20 protein-coding genes are annotated in these 19274 nt (G+C 64.1%); 11 read left to right on the forward strand and 9 right to left on the reverse strand.

Translation table 11 applies throughout. The features are described 5' to 3' along the window. Positions 1 to 121: 121 nt before the first annotated feature. Genes pcaC through RND64_RS00665 form a run of 5 tightly spaced genes read right to left on the reverse strand, consistent with a single transcriptional unit; the run spans position 122 to position 4284 of the window. Positions 122 to 490: a 4-carboxymuconolactone decarboxylase gene (gene pcaC, locus RND64_RS00645; RefSeq protein WP_270485232.1), complete on the reverse strand. Its 369-nt coding sequence runs from the start codon at positions 488 to 490 to the stop codon at positions 122 to 124. Continuing rightward, positions 487 to 1725, reverse strand: a complete 1239-nt coding sequence (locus tag RND64_RS00650) for a lyase family protein (protein ID WP_270485230.1) — start codon at positions 1723 to 1725, stop codon at positions 487 to 489. The genes pcaC and RND64_RS00650 overlap by 4 nt, the downstream gene beginning before the upstream one ends. After that, positions 1722 to 2273 carry a protocatechuate 3,4-dioxygenase subunit alpha gene (gene pcaG / locus RND64_RS00655; protein WP_270485227.1) on the reverse strand — a complete coding sequence of 184 codons (552 nt, stop codon included), beginning with the start codon at positions 2271 to 2273 and terminating at the stop codon, positions 1722 to 1724. Before pcaG ends, RND64_RS00650 begins: the two co-directional genes overlap by 4 nt. Continuing rightward, entirely contained in the window at positions 2270 to 3112 is an 843-nt protein-coding gene (gene pcaH, locus RND64_RS00660; protein ID WP_270485226.1) for a protocatechuate 3,4-dioxygenase subunit beta, read from the reverse strand. The genes pcaG and pcaH overlap by 4 nt, the downstream gene beginning before the upstream one ends. Further along, complete coding sequence (locus tag RND64_RS00665) at positions 3097 to 4284, reverse strand: 4-hydroxybenzoate 3-monooxygenase (protein WP_270485223.1); 1188 nt, start codon at positions 4282 to 4284, stop codon at positions 3097 to 3099. Before RND64_RS00665 ends, pcaH begins: the two co-directional genes overlap by 16 nt. A 137-nt stretch (positions 4285 to 4421) precedes the next feature. Here RND64_RS00665 and RND64_RS00670 point away from each other — a divergent pair, with 137 nt between their 5' ends. The 9 genes from RND64_RS00670 to RND64_RS00710 all read left to right on the forward strand — a co-directional run bounded on the left by RND64_RS00670 (position 4422) and on the right by RND64_RS00710 (position 15609). Continuing rightward, entirely contained in the window at positions 4422 to 5195 is a 774-nt protein-coding gene (locus RND64_RS00670; protein ID WP_270485221.1) for an IclR family transcriptional regulator, read from the forward strand. An 87-nt stretch (positions 5196 to 5282) separates the two neighbouring features. Next, entirely contained in the window at positions 5283 to 6296 is a 1014-nt protein-coding gene (locus RND64_RS00675; protein WP_270485220.1) for a PDR/VanB family oxidoreductase, read from the forward strand. 60 nt (positions 6297 to 6356) lie between these two features. Then, positions 6357 to 7595 (forward strand): cytochrome P450, encoded by a 1239-nt coding sequence (locus tag RND64_RS00680; RefSeq protein WP_270485218.1) that lies wholly within the window; start codon positions 6357 to 6359, stop codon positions 7593 to 7595. Between the two features lie 62 nt (positions 7596 to 7657). Continuing rightward, positions 7658 to 9094, forward strand: a complete 1437-nt coding sequence (locus RND64_RS00685) for an aldehyde dehydrogenase (protein WP_270485215.1) — start codon at positions 7658 to 7660, stop codon at positions 9092 to 9094. 105 nt (positions 9095 to 9199) lie between these two features. Continuing rightward, entirely contained in the window at positions 9200 to 11692 is a 2493-nt protein-coding gene (locus tag RND64_RS00690) for an ATP-binding protein (RefSeq protein ID WP_270485213.1), read from the forward strand. Positions 11693 to 11850: 158 nt separating this feature from the next. Beyond that, positions 11851 to 12051, forward strand: coding sequence for a ferredoxin (locus RND64_RS00695; protein ID WP_270485212.1), 201 nt, complete (start codon positions 11851 to 11853; stop codon positions 12049 to 12051). Further along, positions 12048 to 13235: an NAD(P)/FAD-dependent oxidoreductase gene (locus RND64_RS00700; protein ID WP_270485209.1), complete on the forward strand. Its 1188-nt coding sequence runs from the start codon at positions 12048 to 12050 to the stop codon at positions 13233 to 13235. The genes RND64_RS00695 and RND64_RS00700 overlap by 4 nt, the downstream gene beginning before the upstream one ends. Before the next feature lie 16 nt (positions 13236 to 13251). Further along, complete coding sequence (locus RND64_RS00705) at positions 13252 to 14436, forward strand: cytochrome P450 (RefSeq protein WP_270485208.1); 1185 nt, start codon at positions 13252 to 13254, stop codon at positions 14434 to 14436. A 57-nt stretch (positions 14437 to 14493) separates the two neighbouring features. After that, positions 14494 to 15609, forward strand: coding sequence for an NAD(P)-dependent alcohol dehydrogenase (locus tag RND64_RS00710; protein ID WP_270485205.1), 1116 nt, complete (start codon positions 14494 to 14496; stop codon positions 15607 to 15609). 75 nt (positions 15610 to 15684) lie between these two features. Here the strand turns inward: RND64_RS00710 and RND64_RS00715 are convergent, their stop codons facing one another. Continuing rightward, the gene (locus tag RND64_RS00715; RefSeq protein ID WP_049699098.1) at positions 15685 to 15954 is read right to left on the reverse strand and encodes a DUF7218 family protein; all 270 of its coding nucleotides are present in this window, start codon (positions 15952 to 15954) and stop codon (positions 15685 to 15687) included. 187 nt (positions 15955 to 16141) lie between these two features. Between RND64_RS00715 and RND64_RS00720 the strand changes: the two genes are divergently transcribed. After that, positions 16142 to 16723: a Rho termination factor N-terminal domain-containing protein gene (locus RND64_RS00720; protein ID WP_270485200.1), complete on the forward strand. Its 582-nt coding sequence runs from the start codon at positions 16142 to 16144 to the stop codon at positions 16721 to 16723. 20 nt (positions 16724 to 16743) lie between these two features. Here RND64_RS00720 and RND64_RS00725 read toward each other — a convergent pair whose 3' ends face one another. Genes RND64_RS00725 through RND64_RS00735 form a run of 3 tightly spaced genes read right to left on the reverse strand, consistent with a single transcriptional unit; the run spans position 16744 to position 18000 of the window. Then, the gene (locus RND64_RS00725; RefSeq protein ID WP_270485197.1) at positions 16744 to 17121 is read right to left on the reverse strand and encodes a hypothetical protein; all 378 of its coding nucleotides are present in this window, start codon (positions 17119 to 17121) and stop codon (positions 16744 to 16746) included. Continuing rightward, positions 17114 to 17464, reverse strand: a complete 351-nt coding sequence (locus RND64_RS00730; protein ID WP_331436341.1) for a hypothetical protein — start codon at positions 17462 to 17464, stop codon at positions 17114 to 17116. The genes RND64_RS00725 and RND64_RS00730 overlap by 8 nt, the downstream gene beginning before the upstream one ends. Positions 17465 to 17472: 8 nt before the next feature. Beyond that, positions 17473 to 18000: a hypothetical protein gene (locus RND64_RS00735; protein ID WP_331436342.1), complete on the reverse strand. Its 528-nt coding sequence runs from the start codon at positions 17998 to 18000 to the stop codon at positions 17473 to 17475. Between the two features lie 212 nt (positions 18001 to 18212). Between RND64_RS00735 and RND64_RS00740 the strand changes: the two genes are divergently transcribed. Continuing rightward, positions 18213 to 19268 carry an alcohol dehydrogenase catalytic domain-containing protein gene (locus RND64_RS00740; protein WP_331436343.1) on the forward strand — a complete coding sequence of 352 codons (1056 nt, stop codon included), beginning with the start codon at positions 18213 to 18215 and terminating at the stop codon, positions 19266 to 19268. Positions 19269 to 19274 lie beyond the last annotated feature (6 nt).

Consider the following 19274-nt stretch of genomic DNA (forward strand, 5'->3'; position numbering starts at 1 on the left):
GGCTTGGCCGACGGGGTGGGTGGTCTCGACAGGCTCGACCAGCGGTTGGGGCTCGGCCGGCGGTGGCGTGGTCTCGACAAGCTCGACCAGCGACGGAGGGCTCGACCGGCGTGAGGGCGGGTCAGGCCTCTTCCGCGAACGTCTGCTGCGCGATGCGGAAGGCCGTGTTGGCATCGGGCACACCGCAATAGATCGCGGACTGCATGATTACCTCCTTGATCTCGTCCAGGGTCAGGCCGTTGCGGCGGGCGGCGCGCAGGTGCATCGCGAGTTCTTCGTGGTGTCCGCGGGCGATGAGCGCGGTCAGCGTGATCATCGAGCGGCTGCGGCGGTCGAGGCCGGGGCGCGTCCAGATGGTGCCCCACGCGTACTCGGTGATGAACTCCTGGAACTCACGTGTGAGATCGGTTGCGGCAGAGGTCGCGCGGTCGACGTGGGCGTCGCCGAGCACCTCGCGTCGTACTGCCATGCCGTCGTCGTAGCGGCTCATCGGGGCCTCTCTGCTAGTCGGGTTCGGGTCAGCTCTTGCGCTCTGCGCAGCGTTGCGTCGACGAGAAGTGGTGCGAGGCCGACATTTTGACCACTCGGTTCATGGCCTGCAAGCTCGGCCATCGATCGTTGTTCGGACAACACCGAAGTCCCGGCGGCCGACAAGTTGAATGCCATCGCGTCTGCATGAACGTCGAGATTGCTCACCAGGTCCGTGGTCTGCGATGCCGCGACGACGCTGCGCCGCAACAGGTTTCGCAGGGTCGCCCATTCGGCGTGCCAGCCGCCCGGTGTGCGCTCGTCCACGGCATCGGCCGACGCGAGTTGCAACGTCGACGCCAGTGCGGGGGTGGTTATCGCGGCGCGTCGAATCAGTACCGACAGTACGGGATTGGCCTTGTGTGGCATCGTCGACGACCCGCCACCCGCGCCTTCGGTGACCTCACCGATCTCCGACCTGCTCAGCGTGAGAACGTCGTTGGCGATATGACTCCACGACGACATGGCGGTGGTTGCCGCAGCCGCGAAGCGGGTGAACGGAGTACGTACGACGTGCCAGGGTGTTGCTGCGTCGAGGTCGAGAGAGTGTGCGGCGCTCCGCGTCACCGCCAGCGCAGTCTCCTGCGGATTCTGTTGTGTGGCAGCTAGTTCGACGAGTGCCGACAACGTGCCCGCGGCGCCACCGAACTGGGCGGGGAAGTGCAGTCCCATGACTTCGTCGTACGCGTCGAGCACGCCGTCGAGCCAGTGCGCGACCTTCATCCCGAAGGTCGACGGCACCGCCTGCTGGGTCAGCGTCCGAGCGATCTGCGGGGTCGCGCGATACTTCTCCGCGAGGTCGCTGAGCACATCGACCTGGGTCAGCAACTCGCCAGCGATGCGAGTGAAGGCGCGTCGTGATTCGAGGACCAGCGCCGCGTCGACGACGTCTTGGCTCGTCATGCCACGGTGGAGCCAGCTCGCGGCGATGGGACTCAGGCCCTTGCGGAGCGCCGAAACGAGCGGGATGACCGGGTTGCCTCCGGCCTCGGCGTCGACCGACAGCTCCTCGAGATCGAGAGCAGCTGCAGCAGAGCTCAATTGGTCGACGGAGACCGCGGCGTCCGCAGGTGCCACCCGGTGTTCGACGAGGGCGCGAGACCACGCCGACTCCACGCGCAGCATCGCGTCGCGGATGGCGTCGTCGGTGAAAAGGTCTCCAGCCCGGTGGTCGCCGGGCCACAACAGATCGCTCACGACGTCCAGTGTTGCAGGAACACCGTCTCCGAATCGCCCTGTAGGTGAATGTCGAAGCGGTATCCGGTGTCGTCGGGGACCGCGATGAGTGTCGCCCGACGACCGGCATCGACACCGGAGAGCACGGCGTCCTCGTCGAGATTCTCGTGGTCGGGCACGTAGGCGCGGGTGAGCAGGCGGTCGAGCAGGCCGCGAGCAAAGACGCACACCGCGAAGAACGGCGCCTCGCCGGGACGCGTCGCGCCCGGTGTGACCGTGCTGAACGAATAGTGGCCCACACGATCGGTTTTCGCGCGGCCCCAGCCGGTGAAGGTGAAGCCGTCGCGCCGCAGGGATCCGGGGGCGGTCGGGATGCTGCCGTCGGTGTCGGACTGGCGGATCTCGATCAGAGCGTCGGGAATCGGCATGCCGTTGCCGTCGAACACTGTGCCGTGCAGACGAATTCGACTGGGATGACCTGACGGGACGAGTTCGTTGTCGCCCGGATAGGGCAGCGCGTAGTGGAAGAACGGTCCGACTGTTTGGCCGGGTGTCGGGGCGAGGCTCATTCTGCTTCCTCCATCGGGGTGCGTGCGCTACCGGTGAGCACGATGTCCCAGCGGTATCCGGTGCACCATTCGTGCTGGGTCAGGTCGTGGTCGTAGGTGGCGACGAGTCGTGCGCGTGCGGCGGGGTCGACGATCGACTGATAGATCGGGTCGAGGTCGAACAGCGGGTCGCCGGGGAAGTACATCTGGGTGACCAGTCGCTGCGTGAAATCGGTTCCGAACAGCGAGAAGTGGATGTGCGCAGGCCGCCACGCGTTGTGGTGGTTCTTCCACGGATACGGCCCGGGCTTGATGGTGGTGAAGTGATAGTTGCCCTCGTTGTCGGTGAGGCAGCGGCCGACGCCGGTGAAGTTGGGGTCGATGGGTGCGTGATGCTGGTCGCGCTTGTGGATGTAGCGCCCGGCGGCGTTGGCCTGCCAGATCTCCACCAGCTGGTTGCGCACCGGACGACCGTCGGAGTCGAGCACGCGCCCGGTGACGACGAGTCGCTCGCCGACGGGATCTCCGTTGGCCTGGATGGTCAGATCGGCTTCGAGGGGGTCGACGTCGCGCTGCCCGAATGCGGGCGCCCACAGTTCGATTCCCTCGGGGTCGGCGTGGTGCGGGTCCTTGGTCGGATGCCGCAGGATGCTCGACCGGTAGGGGGCGTAGTCGAGTCGGGGCCTGAGTTCTTCAGGGGCTCCGGCGGCACGTTCACGTCGGTATTTGGCTGCGAGCGAGCCGATTTCGGCATTGATCTGGGCTTGTGTCCCCGCCGCGGCGTCGGACGAGATGACGGGTCGGGCGGCGTCGACGTCGGGTGCTGCCTGCTCCTGACGCGGGATCAGTGGTGTGGCCATCCTGTGTAACCTTCTGCGAGATAGGTGGATCCGGCCTCGGACGAGACCAGTGTGGTGAGCTCACCGAGCTGTCGGAGCTCATCGAAGTCTGTGGCGTCGGAGATGCGGTGGAGCATCGTCGTCATCCAGTACGAAAAGTGTTGTGCCTTCCAGACACGTTCCAAAGCGCGCGCCGTGTAGGAGTCGAGCGCGGCGTCGTCGTTCTTGAGGAGCGTTCGTTCGATGACGTCGGCGAGGACGCGGACATCGGCGAGAGCAAGGTTGAGTCCCTTGGCGCCGGTGGGCGGCACCGTGTGGGCGGCGTCGCCTGCGAGGAGCAGCTTGCCGTCGCGCATCGGTGACTGCACGAAGCTACGGAAGGGCAACACGCTCTTCTGGATGATCGGCCCCTCCTTGAGCGCGAAGCCGTCGCTGCCCGCTAGGCGGCGCTGTAGTTCTGCCCAGATGCGGTCGTCGGACCAGTCGGCCGGGTTCTCGGTGGGGTCGCATTGGAAGTACATGCGCTGCACGGTCGGGGTGCGTTGGCTGATGAGCGCGAAGCCGTGCGGCGATCGGGTGTAGATGAGTTCGGGTGCGCTCGGCGGCGCCTCGGCGAGGATGCCGAACCATGCGAACGGGTACTCCCGGAAGTAGCGCTGCGGATCGTCGACGAGATCGCGGCAGATGCTGCGCGAGCCGTCGGCTCCGACGACGAGTTCGGCCGCGATCTCGTGACGTGCGCCGTTGACGTCGGAGTAGGTGACGCGGGGTTCCTCGCGGTGGTCGGTGACGGCCGCGTCGGAGATGCCGTAACGCAGGTCGCCACCATCGCGGATGCGTGCTGCGTGCAGGTCGAGGAAGACGTCGGTCTGTGGGTAGAGCCAGCACGACGCCCCGACGAGCTTCTGGAAATCGATGCGGTGGCTCACGCCGCCGAAGCGGAGGTCTATTCCCTGATGCTCGTGACCGTCGCGAAGGACTCTGTCGGAGACGCCCGAATCGAGTAGCAGTCGAACGCTGTCGCGCTCGAGAATGCCTGCGCGATGGGTGGTTTCGATCTCGTGGTGGGTCCGGTTGTCGATGACGACGCTGTCGATTCCTGCCACCGAGAGGAGATGTGAGAGCGCGAGCCCGGCGGGGCCGCCGCCGACGATGGCGACCCGCGTTCGTGTCGTGCTGGCGTAGTTGGTCATCTGTGACCTCCCTTCTGGGAGAACCATAGGGAGAGCTGAGTCACAGAACCTAGCAGAGCTTTTCGCTGAGTGAGAAAGCAGAGCGCAAGACAACGAAATCGGTGGCACCAGTCGTCGGAAACTGTCACCGTCGCTGCATGGCGAGATCCACCGCCGGCGAGTCGGTCCTCACGCGTGCCGTACGCATACTCGAAGTCTTCGACCCGGACAACGTGGCGATCCCACTCACTGTCATCGCCGAACAGGCCGACCTCCCGCTATCGACGGCTTCGCGACTCGTCGACGAGTTGGTGGCACACGGGCTGCTGCGCCGAGACCACAATCGCCGAGTTCGTATCGGAGTGCGATTGTGGGAACTCGCGTCCCGCGCGTCGCCGACTCGCGACCTCCGCGATGCCGCCATGCCATTTCTCGAGGATCTCCACGCGGTGGTTGGTCATCACGTCCAGCTCGGGGTTCTCGAGGACGACGAAGTGCTCTTCATCGAGCGACTGTCGAATCCGGGGGCGGTCATCAACGTCACCCGAATCGCCGGCCGGTTGCCTCTGCACGCCTCGTCGTCGGGCCTGGTGCTGCTCGCCAACGCCTCGCCCGCACTGCAGGACCAGATATTTCGACGTCCGTTGACGTCGTACACCGCCCAGACGATCACGGACCCGGAAAATCTGCGCGCTGTACTCGCAGAGATCCGTCGCACCGGCGTCGCCGTGTGTCCCGGGTTTATCCACGACGACGCGCTCGGGATTGCGGTCCCGTTGAAGAACAGCGCGGGCAAAGTGGCCGCGGCCCTGTCGGTGATCGTGCCGTGCACCGACAATCCGATGGCTCACATCCCCGCACTCCAAGCGGCCGCACACGGAATCCGTCGCGAGCTCGGCCGACCGATCGTTCCTGCGCCACCCGAGGTCTGACCGGAGCGGCACAGTCGCACCCGGCCCACTTCCATTCAATGGAAGTGGCGTTGTGCTGTGCCGTACATGCAGCCACTGTGTGTGACCATGACCACAGCAACTGCACCCTCGGATGCCGCGGGACGGGAATCCGACGTACCGCGCCTCGTCCCATCGGCCGCTGCGGACGGCCTGACGTTGAAGGTCGTCGACAAGCAGATGATCGCCGACGGCGTGTGCGCGATCACGCTCGCACACCCCGACGGGTTCAGGCTGCCCGACTGGGCGCCCGGATCGCACATCGACGTCGTCCTTCCGGGCGAAATGGTCCGGCAGTACTCGCTTTGCGGCGACCGCTGGAACCCGTTCTGCTACCGGATCGCCGTACTCCGGGAGCCGCAGGGTCGAGGTGGCTCGGCATACATTCACGACTGCCTGGACGTGGGCGATGTGCTGCCGATCGGTGGACCGAGAAACAACTTCGCACTCGTACCGTCGTCGCACTATCTGTTCATCGCAGGCGGAATCGGAATCACGCCAATTCTGCCGATGATCAGGCAGGCCGACCTCCTCGGTAGTGACTGGTCGATGCTCTACGGCGGTAGAACGTGGTCGTCGATGGCCTTCGCCGACGAACTCGCCACCGACTCGCGCGTGTCGGTTCGGCCCCAGGACCAGCATGGCCTGCTCGATCTCGACGAAGCATTGGCGGCGACTCCCGCAGACACCACCATCTACTGTTGCGGCCCCGCGCCACTGCTCGACGCCGTGGGAGCGGCGGCCAATCGACACCGCCCGGGCCGACTGCGTATCGAGCGGTTCGTAGCAGCCGAGTTGGCTGCACCCGCCCGCAACTGCGACTTCGACGTGCGCCTCGCCCGCAGCGAAAGGACCATCACCGTCGCACCAGACCAGTCGGTACTCGAGGCGATCAACGCCGCCGGCATCCCGATGCTCTCGTCATGCCGTCAAGGCATCTGCGGCACCTGCGAAGCCGACGTCCTCGACGGTATTCCCGACCACCGCGATTCGCTCCTGACCGACGCTGAGCGGGCAGCCAACTCCTGCATGTTCGTGTGCGTGTCCAGGTCGCGTTCGGACCAGCTCGTCCTCGACCTCTGATTCGACCCGAAAGTTCCGCGCCATGAGTGCTTCGGCCACCACACAAGAAAAGGCAGTCCGATGACCCTGACACACCCCGAAACGCATGCACCAGATGTCGGCTACGGCCTTCCAGAAACGGATGCCGACCCGTTCGGTTCGGAGATTCTCGAAGACCCCGGCGAGTTCCACGCGGCGCTGCGTGACGCGGGACCGTTGGTTCACCTCAAGCGATACGACGTCTACGCGATGGGCCGTTACGAGGAAGTGCATGCAGCGCTCACCGACTGGCAGTCATTCCAGTCCAGTGCCGGGGTGGGACTCAGCAACTTCCGCTTCGAAAAGCCTTGGCGCCCGCCGAGTCTGCTCTTGGAGACCGATCCTCCCGTCCATGACGCACCACGAGCTGTGCTGTCGTCGATCCTCAATCCGCGGGCACTGCGTCGCCTACGCGAGCACTGGTTCGCCGACGCTGAGGACTTCGTCGAATCCCTCCCGGACGGCGAGCTCGACGCGATCACCGATATCGCGCAAAGATTTCCGCTGCGGATCTTCCCGGATGCGGTGGGCATCGGCGCCGACGGCCGCGAGAACTTGCTTCCTTACGGCGACCATCTGTTCAACGCATTCGGACCGTCGAATGAACTTGTGCAGAAAGGGCTTCCGCGCATCGGGGAGGTCTCGGCATGGGTGAACCAACAGTGCGCCCGGGAGTCACTCGCGGCTACGGTGTACGGCGGTGAGCCTACTTTTGGCGGTCAGATCTGGGCGGCAGCAGACCGCGGTGACATCACCACCGAGCAGGCGCCGACCATCGTGCGCTCGCTCTTGTCGGCGGGCGTCGACACCACCGTGCTCGGTATCGGGGCAGTGCTCGCGAGCTTCGCCACCCATCCCGACCAATGGGAAATGTTGCGCCGCAACCCTTCTCTGGCGCGTATCGCGTTCGACGAGGCGGTGCGCCTCGAGTCGCCGGTGCAGACGTTCTTCCGCACCGCGACACACCCTGTGATGGTCGGCGATCACCTGGTGCCGGACGGCAAGAAGATCCTGATGTACCTCGGCTCGGCCAACCGGGATCCGCGCCGGTGGCGGAATCCCGACACCTTCGACCTGACGCGCGATCCTTCGGGGCACGTTGGTTTCGGCATGGGTATCCACCAGTGCGTCGGACAGCACGTCGCACGCCTGGAAGCCGAGGCGGTACTCGCGGCCCTGGTGCGCAGATTCCGTCGGCTCGACGTCGTCGGCGTCCCCCGTCGCCACCACAACAACACGTTGCGTGCGTGGGAACACTTCCCCATCGCACTCGTGCCCTGACTCCGATATCTACATCCATTCCCTGACAACAACATCCAGTCCACACAGAGGAAGAAGGACACATGATCACCTACGACAAGCTTTTCATCGGGGGATGGACGACTCCCGCGTCGAGCGAACGGATCGACGTCACCTCGGCGAGCACCGAGGAGCCCATTGGGTCGGTTCCCGCGGCTACCGAGGCAGACGTCGACGCCGCGGTTGCTGCTGCGCGTAGAGCATTCGACGATCCGCAGGGCTGGCCGAATTGGGAACCTGCCCGTCGCGCAGATGCGCTCGATCAGCTCGCCGACAAGCTCGAGGCCAAGGGTGAGGAGATGGCTCGTCGCGTATCCGCGCAGAACGGCATGCCGATCGCCATCTCCTCGCAGCTCGAAGCGGGCTTCCCGCTGGTTCTCCTGCGCTATTACGCGAATCTGTTGCGCGGCTTCGATTTCGAGGTCGAGCAGGACCACCTGATGGGTGGCAAGACCTACGTACGTCGCGAGCCGGTCGGCGTCGTCGGTGCCATCGCGCCGTGGAACTACCCTCAGGCGTTGGCCGCGTTCAAACACGCACCCGCGCTGGCGGCAGGGTGCACGATCGTGCTCAAGCCGTCACCGGAGACAGTCCTCGACGCCTTCCTGTTCGCCGAGGCGGTGGCGGAGACCGACATCCCCGATGGCGTGGTGAACATCGTGCCGGGTGGACGTGAGGTCGGCGCCTACCTCGTTGCCCATGCTGACATCGACAAGGTGGCGTTCACCGGCTCGACGGCAGCGGGCAGGCAGATCGCCACCACCTGCGGGCAGATGCTGCGCCCGGTCACGCTGGAACTGGGTGGGAAGTCGGCGGCCATCGTGCTCGACGACGCGAATCTCGATCTATCGGTGATGGGGGAGCGGCTCTTCGAGAGCCTGCTGGTCAACAACGGTCAGACCTGTTACCTGGGTACTCGAATCCTGGCCCCGGACAACAGGTATGACGAGGTGGTCGACACACTGGCCGCATTCATGTCGAGCCTTCCGGTCGGCGATGCACTCGATGCGTCGACGATGATCGGCCCGATGGCCAGCCGCACCCATCGTGATCGTGTCGAGGGATTCATCGATAAGGGGAAGGGCGACGGCGCACGCGTGGTGGTCGGTGGCGGGAGGAGTGAGCGAGACCGTGGCTGGTTCGTGGAGCCGACGCTGTTTGCCGACGTAGACAACAAGTCGACGATCGCGCAGGAGGAGATCTTCGGGCCGGTGCTGTCGGTGATCCGCTACTCCGACGATGACGACGCGATCGCGATCGCGAACGACTCCGACTACGGTCTCGGCGGTAGCGTATGGACCTCGGATCCCGAACGTGGACGCGATATCGCACGTCGCGTGCGGACCGGCACCATCGGAATCAATCGCTACCTTCCCGACCCCGGTGCGCCGTTCGGCGGTGTCAAGGACAGCGGGATCGGACGCGAACTCGGGCCGCAGTCTCTCGACTCATATCTCGTCTACAAGTCCATCTACGCCTGATCACACGCCGGTCGTCGGCGAGGGGAGTCGACGACCGGCGTCGGCGTGTCAGGTGTCCCGGATACGTCCAATCCAGAACTCCGACAGCGCAACGAAGGGCTGTGCATGACAACAGGGGTGACGTCGGCGTCGTCGGTCGGCATGGCGGCGCATACCGAGCGTCCGAACGTTCCGCGGCAGGGCGAGATCCGCTCGACCAGCTTTGTCGGGCGTCGACGGCAGATGTCGGAGATTCGCGCGGCGCTCGGTGCGTCGAGGCTGGTCTCGCTGACCGGTCCCGGCGGCGTGGGCAAGACGCGCCTCGCGCTCGAAATGGCACGCGAGGTAGGAAGGCTGTACCGCGACGGCGTCGCGTTGGTGGAGCTCGATTCTATTTCAGACGACGCCGAGGTACCGGCAGCGGTTGTTCACGCCCTCGGGATCAGTGACCAATCTGCCCGGGATCCGGTGCAGAAGATCGTCGACCATCTGTATGCCCGCGAAATGCTGCTCGTCCTCGACAACTGTGAGCACGTACTCGAGGGCAGTATTGCCGTCGCCGACGCGATCCTGCGGTCGTCGAGTCGGGTACACATCATGGCGACGTCGCGAATCTCTTTGGGTATCACCGAGGAACGACTGTGCTGTGTCCCGCATCTGACGATCCCGCCCGACGATGAACGCCACACGGCGGCCACGGTGGAGCAGTACGAGTCGGTGCGGCTGCTCGCCGAGCGCGCTGCTGCGGCAGCACCGGAGTTCACTCTCGATGACACCACTGCCACCGACGCAGCGCAGCTCTGTATCAGGCTCGAGGGTTCGCCACTGGCCATCGAGCTTGCCGTCGCGCGGCTGCGCACCCTGACGTTGTCGGAGCTCGTGGCACGTCTCTCGGATCGTTTCGCTTTGTTGTCCAAGGGAAGTCGATCTGCCGCTCCGCGGCAGCAGACTCTGCGCGCGATGATCGACTGGAGCTATGCGCTGTGCACGCCATCGCAGCGTCGTCTTTGGGCGCGATTGTCGGTGTTCGCAGGCGGATTCGATCTCACCGCGGCAGAGGGGGTATGTACGGGAGAAGTCTGCGATACGTCGGGGTCGACGCCCCCCGACGACGCCGTACCGTGTGCGCCGGGGATGATCGACCTTCTCGGTGAGCTGATCGATCAATCGTTGCTGTACGTGGATACGACCGGACCCACCAGACGATTCCGAATGCTCGAGACCATCAGGGAGTACGGGGCAGAACGCCTGGCTCTGCTCGGCGAGGCGGAGGAGATCGCGCAGCGACACTGTAGGTACTATCTCGAACTCACCGAGACGATCACCGAAAATTGGTGCGGCCCTGATCAACATGGAGCTGTCTGCAGTCTTCGCGACGAACGTAGCAACGTGCGCGCGGCGATGGACTGGTGTACTTCGCGAGGCGACTACGAGACAGCGCTGAGGATCTTCAGCGCACTTCGTTTTCGGTGGTACGCCGACGGCCACATTGCCGAAGGTCGACGCCGCGCAGATGAGCTCCTCGACAACGCGGCGTCGGACCGCGTTGCTCCACATGTCCGCGCGAATGCACTCTGGGTTGCCGCATGGGTGTGTCTGCTCCAAGGTGAGCACCGCGCCGCCGACCGTCGACTCGGCGAATGCGCTTGCCTGGCAGAGCAACTCGACGATCCGCTGATCGACGGCTACGTACACAAACTGCGAGGACTGACGGCACTGTTCACCGGTGAACTAGACCTTGCCGTCGACCACTATCGCGCCGCGACATCGGCGCTACGTGACTGCGACGAATGGCCGGGATACTTGTCGGCGTCCTTCCAGTACGCGTTGGCCCTGGCGTTGTCAGGACAGAGCGACGACTGTCGTGCAGTGACGTCCGACGCCTTGGCGGTGTGCGCCGAACACGACGAAAGGTGGGACCGCTCCTACATCCAATGGGTTCGCGCACTGGATGATTGGCTGCGCGGCGACTTGCAGAATGCCGAAGCCCTGGGACGTGAGGCTGTATCTCTCCACGTGATCTTCAACCATTCCGTCGGTACCGCTCTCATGACCGAGTTGCTTGCGTGGATCGCACAGTCGGCTCGTCTGTCAGATCGGTCCGCTGAACTGCTCGGCGCGGCAGGCGCGCTGTGGGACCGGTCGGGGACATCGATTGCCGCCTTCGGTCCCGATCTGTCCGGCCTACACGCCCAGTGTGAACTCGAAGTTCGAACTGAACTGTCTCCCAGCGGGTTACGAGATCACCTGCGCGGCTTCTCCGAACGGTCTCACGAGGAACTGCTCACGCGAGTGCTGGCGGACGAGCCGGCGAGTTCATCCTCTGAGGTCGACGGTGGCTGCTGCCCACTGTGTGGTGATGAATGCGCCGGAGATGTTCACGAGTTATGGCCGCAACCTTTGGCGATGAACTCAGCACACGAAAACCCGCTCACGAGTAGGCAGACCGAGATCGCCTCGATGGTCGCACGCGGCATGAGCAACAGGCAGATCGCCGAGCGCCTCGTGGTGTCGGTGCGCACCGTGGAGAGCCACGTCGAACGGTCCTTGGTGCGATTGGGTTTTCACACCAGGACCGAACTCGCTTCGTGGTACGTGGCCGCACATCCCAGCGCGTGACGTAGCGCTGGCGCCGCATGTTCATGACCACCGTGCAGTAGCCCAGCTGCGGTAGTGACTGCAGTAGTCCTACGGACGCCCCAAACCTCCAGTGTGACGACGATTGCATCAGCGCTGATTGAGTGCGCTACATCACGTCCACCACTGGAGGAGGAACGATGCGTGTCGAGTTCGACGAACCGCGTTGCGACGGATTCGGTTTCTGCGAGGAGGTCGCTCCCGAGGTCTTCGAGACCGACGACGAGGGAATGCTGACCGTTCTCATGGAGGAGATTCCCGATGAGCTCGCCGACAAGGTCGAAGCCGCGACCCGCGCTTGTCCGGTCGCTGCGCTCAAACTGGCGAAGACGCAGCAATGAGTGCACGCGGTGCCGTCATCGTCGGGGGTGCTCTTGCCGGAATGACGGCGGCCAGCGAGCTTGCCGACCTCGGATACCCGTATCCGATCACAGTTCTCGGGGACGAAGCACACCAAGCGTATGCGCGCCCACCGCTGTCGAAAGGTGTGCTCAAGGGGACCGAGGAGGAACAGTCGGTGCTGTTGCCCGATTGTCCCAGCGGCCAGATCAGGGTTCGTGTGTCGAGCGCGGTCACCGGACTCGACGTCGGGGCCAGGCAGGTTTCATTGGCTGATGGGCGCGTGATCGGCTACGACCACCTCATCATCGCCAGCGGTGGACGTCCTCGCCGACTCGGAGACGGCACCGGACAGCACGTCGTGCGCACGATCGACGACGCGCTCCGGCTGCGTGATGCGCTCGGTGAAGCCGATGACGTCGTAGTGATCGGCGGTGGCTTTCTCGGAATGGAAGTCGCCTCTGCTGCAGTCTCTTTCGGCGCTCACGTCCGCATCATCGACGTCCGCACACCGTTGGTGCCGGTGCTGGGCGAGACGCTCGGCAGCCTGACACTGGCGGCCGCACGCGAGCACGGGGTCAGCATCGAGGTCTGTCCCGGAGGAGTCGCCGTCGAATGCGAGGACTCGGGACAGGTCCGGAGGGTGACGTCGCGCGACGGGCGAGCATTTCCGGCGGACGTGGTGGTCACGGCGATCGGCGACGTCCCCAACACCGAGTGGTTGCGTGGAAGCGGGGTGACGCTAGACACGCAGGGCTGGGTGGTTGTCGACGGCTATGCGAGGGCACAGGGCGACGGCTTCGCGTCCGGCGAGATACTCGCAGCGGGCGATGTTGCCATGCTTCCACAGAATGGTGAGCTTCGGCGAATGCCGCACTGGGAGAACGCCATCGGACAGGCCAAGGCTGTCGCACGAACCTTGGTCGAGGGGCCAAGAGAGAAGTACACACCAGACCCCTACTTCTGGACCGAGGCGTTCGGCATCGCCTACAAGATTGCCGGACCGATCCCGCCACAAGGCGACTTGGAGGTCATCTCCGGCGACCTCAACGAGCGTCGCGCGCTGGTCCGGTGGTCGGGTCCCGCGGGAACGACGGTCGCCGCAGTGAACCACCGCATTCCCGTCACCAGGCTCCGCAGACAAGCACGAGAGCACCAGAACGTCCCAGCAGTTCAGTTTCAATGAGGAAGGAACCGTCACAATGACAACAGCCCCGATCTCGGTCGACAGTGACATCGATCTGTTCACCGATGAGGCACTGGACAATCCATTTCCGCTGTACAAAACGCTCCGTGATCTAGGACCTGCGACTCACCTGAGTGCACACGACATCTGGTTCCTGTCGCGCTACGACGTCGTTCGTGAGGCGCTCAGCGATTGGGAGACCTTCTCGTCGGCGGCAGGGCCAGGACTGAATCCGATCATCAACGAGGCATGGGCTCACGCGATCATCGCGGTCGACCCTCCTGTGCACACCAAGCTGCGCAAACTGTTCACCGATCGCCTCGGACCACGTCAGCTTCGTCCGTTGGCCGAGACGATCGACCAGCGTGCAGAAGAGCTCGCCGACCGACTCGTCGAGATGGGTGAATTCGACGGCGTCACTGACCTTGCCGAGGATCTGCCGGTCAACGTAATCATGGATCTCGTCGGCTGGCCGGCGGACGAGCGGGCGAAACTCCTCGACTTCGCGGCCGGCAGCTTCGACTGCTGCGGACCACAGAACGAACGCATGGCCAACGCCATGCCCAAGCTGGCCGGGTCGGTCGAGTACGTCACCGAGATGTTTGATTCTCGACGCCTCGCTCCAGGAACATTCGGAGCAACGATCGCCGACGCCGCATATGAGGGTGAGATTTCCAAGGACGACGCGCTCGGCCTGCTGCTGGCCTACGTGGTCGCCGCATTCGACACCACCATCAACGCGATGTCGACCGGAACATGGCTGTTTGCAAGGCATCCCGAGCAATGGCAGAAGCTGCGTGACGATCCGTCGAAGGTTGCCGCTGCGTTCAATGAAATCATCCGTCTCGAAAGCCCTATCCAGTACTTTTCCCGAAGCACGACCCGCGACGTGGATCTCGGCGAAGGGGTCGTGATCCCGAAGGATTCGCGGGTGCTGCACAGCTATGGCTCGGCAAACCGCGACGAGCGCCACTACGACGATCCGGATGTCTTCGATGTCGACCGAAACCCGATGGATCACTTGGGATTCGGACTCGGCAACCACGGTTGCGCCGGACAGAACCTGGCACGGTTGGAGGCCCTCGCGGTATTCAAGGCGCTGGTTCCGCGGGTACGTGGTTTCGAGTTGACCGGCGAACCGGTGCGCGCCCTCAACAACGTCACCCGCGGATTCGCCTCCGTCCCGGTGCGGATCTCCTGACCGTACTCATCAGCACCCCTGCTCACCACCACCACTATCCGAGAAAGAGACCAGACAATGACCGAAACACGTGCGGCCGTCATCGAATCCACCGGTGCGCCGTTCACCATCGACACGATCACCCTCGACGAGCCGCGCGCAGACGAGGTGGTGGTCCGCATCGTCGCGGCGGGCCTGTGCCACACGGACCTCGTAGTGCAGGGCGGCGCCATTCCGTTCAAGTTCCCCGGAGTTCTCGGCCACGAGGGAGCGGGCATCGTCGAACGCGTGGGCAGTGGCGTCACCAAGGTGAAGCCGGGTGACAAGGTGCTGCTCAGCTTCACCAGTTGCGGGCGGTGCGTGAAGTGCCGGGCAGGGCATCCCGCGTACTGCCTCGAGTTTGTGCCACGCAATCTCATCTGCGGTACGCGGCCCGACGGCAGCGCACCACTGCACCGAGGCGACGAGGAGATTGGTGGCAGCTTCTTCGGGCAGTCGTCGTTCGCCGAAGTTGCCTTGGTGACCGAGCGCAGCGTCGTCAAGGTTGCCGACGACCTGTCCGATGAGGATCTGTCGGTCATCGCGCCGCTAGGCTGCGGTGTCCAGACCGGCATCGGCGCGATCTGGAACATCTTGAAGCCAGAACCCGGGTCGACCATCGCCGTGTTCGGGAACGGCGCCGTTGGTTTGTCGGCGATCTACGCGGCGTCGCAAACTCCCGACGCCACGATCGTCGCGATCGATCTGGTCGCCGAGCGTCTGGAGACCGCGCGGGAGTTCGGCGCCACTCATACGGTCAACGCGTCGACACAGGATGTGGCAGAAGAACTCGGCAAACTCACCGGAGGCCTCGGACTCGACTACGCCGTCGAGACCACAGGGGTGCCCGCGGTGCTCAAGACAGCGGTTCTGGCGCTTGGAGTCGACGGCACCTGCGGTGTCATCGGAGCACCTTCCGTCGCTGGTGCAGAGGTCTCGCTCGGTGTCCAAGACATGCTGGTGGGCAAGAAGGTCATCGGTATCACCGAGGGCGACAGCGAACCCGAGACGCTCCTGCCGGTGCTGGTCGAACTGTATCGGAGCGGATCGTTCCCGCTGCGGTCGATCGTGGCGCACTACAAGCTCGACGAGATCAACGCCGCGACCGATGATATGCACCACGGCAAGACCATCAAACCGGTTATTCGACTTTGATCGTGGAGGGTTCGGCGGGTCTGCGGCTCGATGCCGCAGGCCCGTCGTCGTTTCTCGTTAGGTACCCGCGCCTCGTCAGTGCTCGCGCAGTTTGTCGATGAGGTCGTCCTTCTTCAGGTCCGAGTAGTTGTGGAGCCCGAGTTCCTTTGCCCGCGAGCGTAGTTCGTCGACGGTCCAGTCCTCATATGATCCGGACTCGCCGCCCTTCTCGCCGATCTTTGAACGGCCTTGCGCGGCAGCGGCATTGGCGATACGCGCGGACTTCTCCTTGGAGTTTCCCTCGTCGCGAAGCTTCTCGTAGAGCTCGTCATCTTTGATGGACGGACCCGGATCGCGCTCTGGCATGGGCGCCTCCTCGTCGGATTGAATCGGTCGGATTGTGGCGCTTTCCACGCTACGCGCCGAGCGGGTACACGACGACGTGCTCCGTCGCGACACGACAAGGTCGGCGAAAATCCGCCTCTAGCAGCAGGGGAGTGCCTACCCTCGGGTACGGGGGTCCTGCAATCTACGGCGACGAAGGGCAGAAGGCATGGGCGAGAAGAAGGCGATCAAGCGTCTGCAGAAGCAGATCGGCGAACTCCAACAGAGCCTCGACGATGTGCGGAAGCTGGCAGAGAAGCAACTCGGAAAAGCTGCGAGCGAAACCGACGCGCTGCGTCGAGAACTCTTGAAGCGCATAGGCGCGATCTCCGGTGAATCCGACGACAAGAAGGTCGAGTCATCGTCGGACGCGCCGCGGGCCGTCGTCGCACCGAAACCCACACCGAGCGCGTCGGCGTCGAAGCCGAAGCCTGCCGCGAGTGTGAAGCCCGCCGAGTCGACGACGGCCATGCCAAAGACTGCGGCACCAAAGACTGCGGCACCAAAGACTGCGGCGCCGAAGACAGCGGCACCCAAGACGTCGGCATCGAAATCTGCGGAGCCCAAGACGTCGACACCGAAAAATGCGGCGCCCAAGGCCAAGCCGTCTGGGACCACGCAGGCGGCGAAGTCGTCGGGAGCGAAGTCGCCGACGGTCAAGGAGTTGCGCGAGCAGGCGAAGGCCAAGGGAATCAAGGGCTACTCGTCGATGACCAAGGCGGAGTTGCTGAGCGCTATCGGCAGCGCGTGACGCCCGGCTCTGACCTGTTGCTACGCCTCGCGGCGGGGCTCGACGACGGTGAAGAAGCAGATCTCTCCCGAGACGGGGAAGTCTGGTAACTCGTCGATTTCGCGTCGAATGCGTTGCAGGACTTCATCTCGTGAGAGTTGCCACGGCGCGAAGGGTGTGGTCGCTGAGGCGGTCAGGTCGCCCGCTGACGCGCCGTTGTCGAGGAGGTCCGAGACCAACTGCAGGATCGTCGCGTTCAGCTTGTGGCGGCTGTAGTCGTGTTTGGTCAGCGAGGCGGCGGCGCCGACGATGGGGGAGAAGCCGACCCAGTCCACTTCGGCGTACTCGATGAGGTACTGAAACTCGGAGGCGTAGGTGGAGCCGCCACCTGTTGTGTCAGTGGCATTGTGATCAGTCACTCGTGAACCAGCAGATGTCGCCGGATACGGGTCCGTGTGGGTAGTGGTCCAACTCGTCGGAGATCTTCTGCAGGACCGCCTGCTTGTGAAGTGGCCAAGGAGCGAACCCCCGCTCGGTGGCATTCGTCAGGTCGCCCGCTTCGACTCCCGCGTCGAGCAAGTCGGAGATGATTCTGAGGCTGAGTGACTTGATGGATTCGGTGACCTTGAAGTCGCGGACGTACGACGCCGCTGTGGAGGTGATCGCCGAGAATCCGACCCAGTCGTCCCGGCACTCGTGGATCAAGGCCTCGACGTCTGCTGCGTACTGGGTTGGAAATTCTGCGTGTGGCGTGTTCGTCATGCGGTCGGTCACTTCTGCCCTCTCTCGGGCCTTCCGTAGCGTTGGGCGACGTCCCTCAGATGTCGCGAGGCGCTCGCCATGTCCGCTGCGTATTCATCGAATTGCGCGTGTGCCGCGTCCAGAGACTGTGGGGTGATCGCAGTTGCCAACGCTTGTCGCGATCCGGCGAGCAGCGCGTACTCGTCCACCGTGATGAGTAGTAGCGCGTGGAGGTCCGGGGTTGCGATCAAGACGTCGAAGGGAGCGTGATCCCAGAACCAGTCGCTCACCTGGGCGACCGGAATCTGAACTGCCTGGTTCTGACTCTGCTCGCCGATGTCTGCGGTGGTGATGCAGATGAGCTCGTCGGAAAGCTTTGCCAGAAAACGCAACTCGTCTGATGAGGGAAGCTCTGTGATCTCTTCTCGCGGAAGTACGTGAATCACGTTCTCCCGCAACCAGGACCTGGAGAAATGTTGTGTTCCCTCAAGGACGGTGTGGCGGATCGCGTTCGCCCTCATGCGTGAGGTTGGAAGATCCGGTCCGAAGTCGCCCATGTCGGCTACATCCTTTCAGACCCACTGTTGCCGGCACCTAGAGGCGCCCGAACCCGCGGCGTCGCGCACTTGTCAGATCTAGGCCAAGGTTGTTCGTCTCAACATGAGATCGCCCTCGCGAAGCCAACCATCATTCATGCGGTTCATCGCATACTGGGATGGGGAATCCGGGGGACACGCCGCACCGTCGTGCGGCTCGAAGGAGGCCAGGTATGAAAGCGCTTGTCTATCACGGTCCGGGAAGCAAGGCGTGGGAGGACGTTCCAGATCCTGTTCTGAAGGATCCGACCGATGCGATCGTCCGCGTCGAGACGACGACCATCTGCGGCACCGATCTACACATTCTCTCCGGCGACGTACCGGCGGTGACCAATGGGCGTGTGCTCGGGCACGAGGGCGTCGGCGTCGTCACCGAGGTGGGACCGGAGTGCACCCGTGTCAAAGTCGGTGACCGCGTCATCATTTCGTGCGTCACCAAGTGTGGCTACTGCGAATACTGCAAGCAAGGGATGACGTCGCACTGTCAGACGGTCGGCGGAATCGGGTGGATCTTCGGGCATCTCATCGACGGCACGCAGGCGGAGTTCGTGCGTGTTCCGTTCGCCGACAACGGACTCATCCCGCTACCGGCGGGAGTCACGGCAGAGCAGGGCGTGATGCTCAGCGACATCCTCCCGACCGGTTTCGAGATCGGTGTGCTCTACGGGGCCGTCAAGGAAGGCGACGTGGTGGCCGTGATCGGTGCGGGACCGGTGGGTCTCGCGTCGGTGATGACCGCTCGCTCGCGCGGGGCGTCGAAGGTCATTGCGGTGGACGGCAACAAGTTCCGTCTCGAGCGTTCACTGGACTTCGGTGCGACCGACACCATCGACATTCTTGCGGGAGGCAACACCGTCGAACAGATCAAGGAACTCAGTCGCGGTGGGCTTGGTGTCGACGTCGCGATCGAGGCGGTCGGCCTGGGCCCTGCGTTCCGTACCTCGCTCGACTGTCTACGTCCCGGCGGGCATCTCGCGAACGTCGGTGTGCACGGGAAGCCCGTCGAATTCCCGATCGACCGGGATTGGATCAACAACTTGACCCTGACGACCGGCCTGGTCAACGCAACGACAGCTCCCGAACTGCTCACAGAGATCGAACAGGGCAAGATCGCGCCCGAGAAGTTCGTGACCCATCACTTCACCTTCGACGAGTTCGATCGCGCCTACGACACCTTCTCCAACGCCGCCGACGAGCACGCACTGAAGGTGATCATCAGCAACGGGTGACAATGG

This window comes from Gordonia sp. w5E2 (assembly GCF_036540975.1).
Lineage (GTDB): Bacteria > Actinomycetota > Actinomycetes > Mycobacteriales > Mycobacteriaceae > Gordonia > Gordonia jacobaea.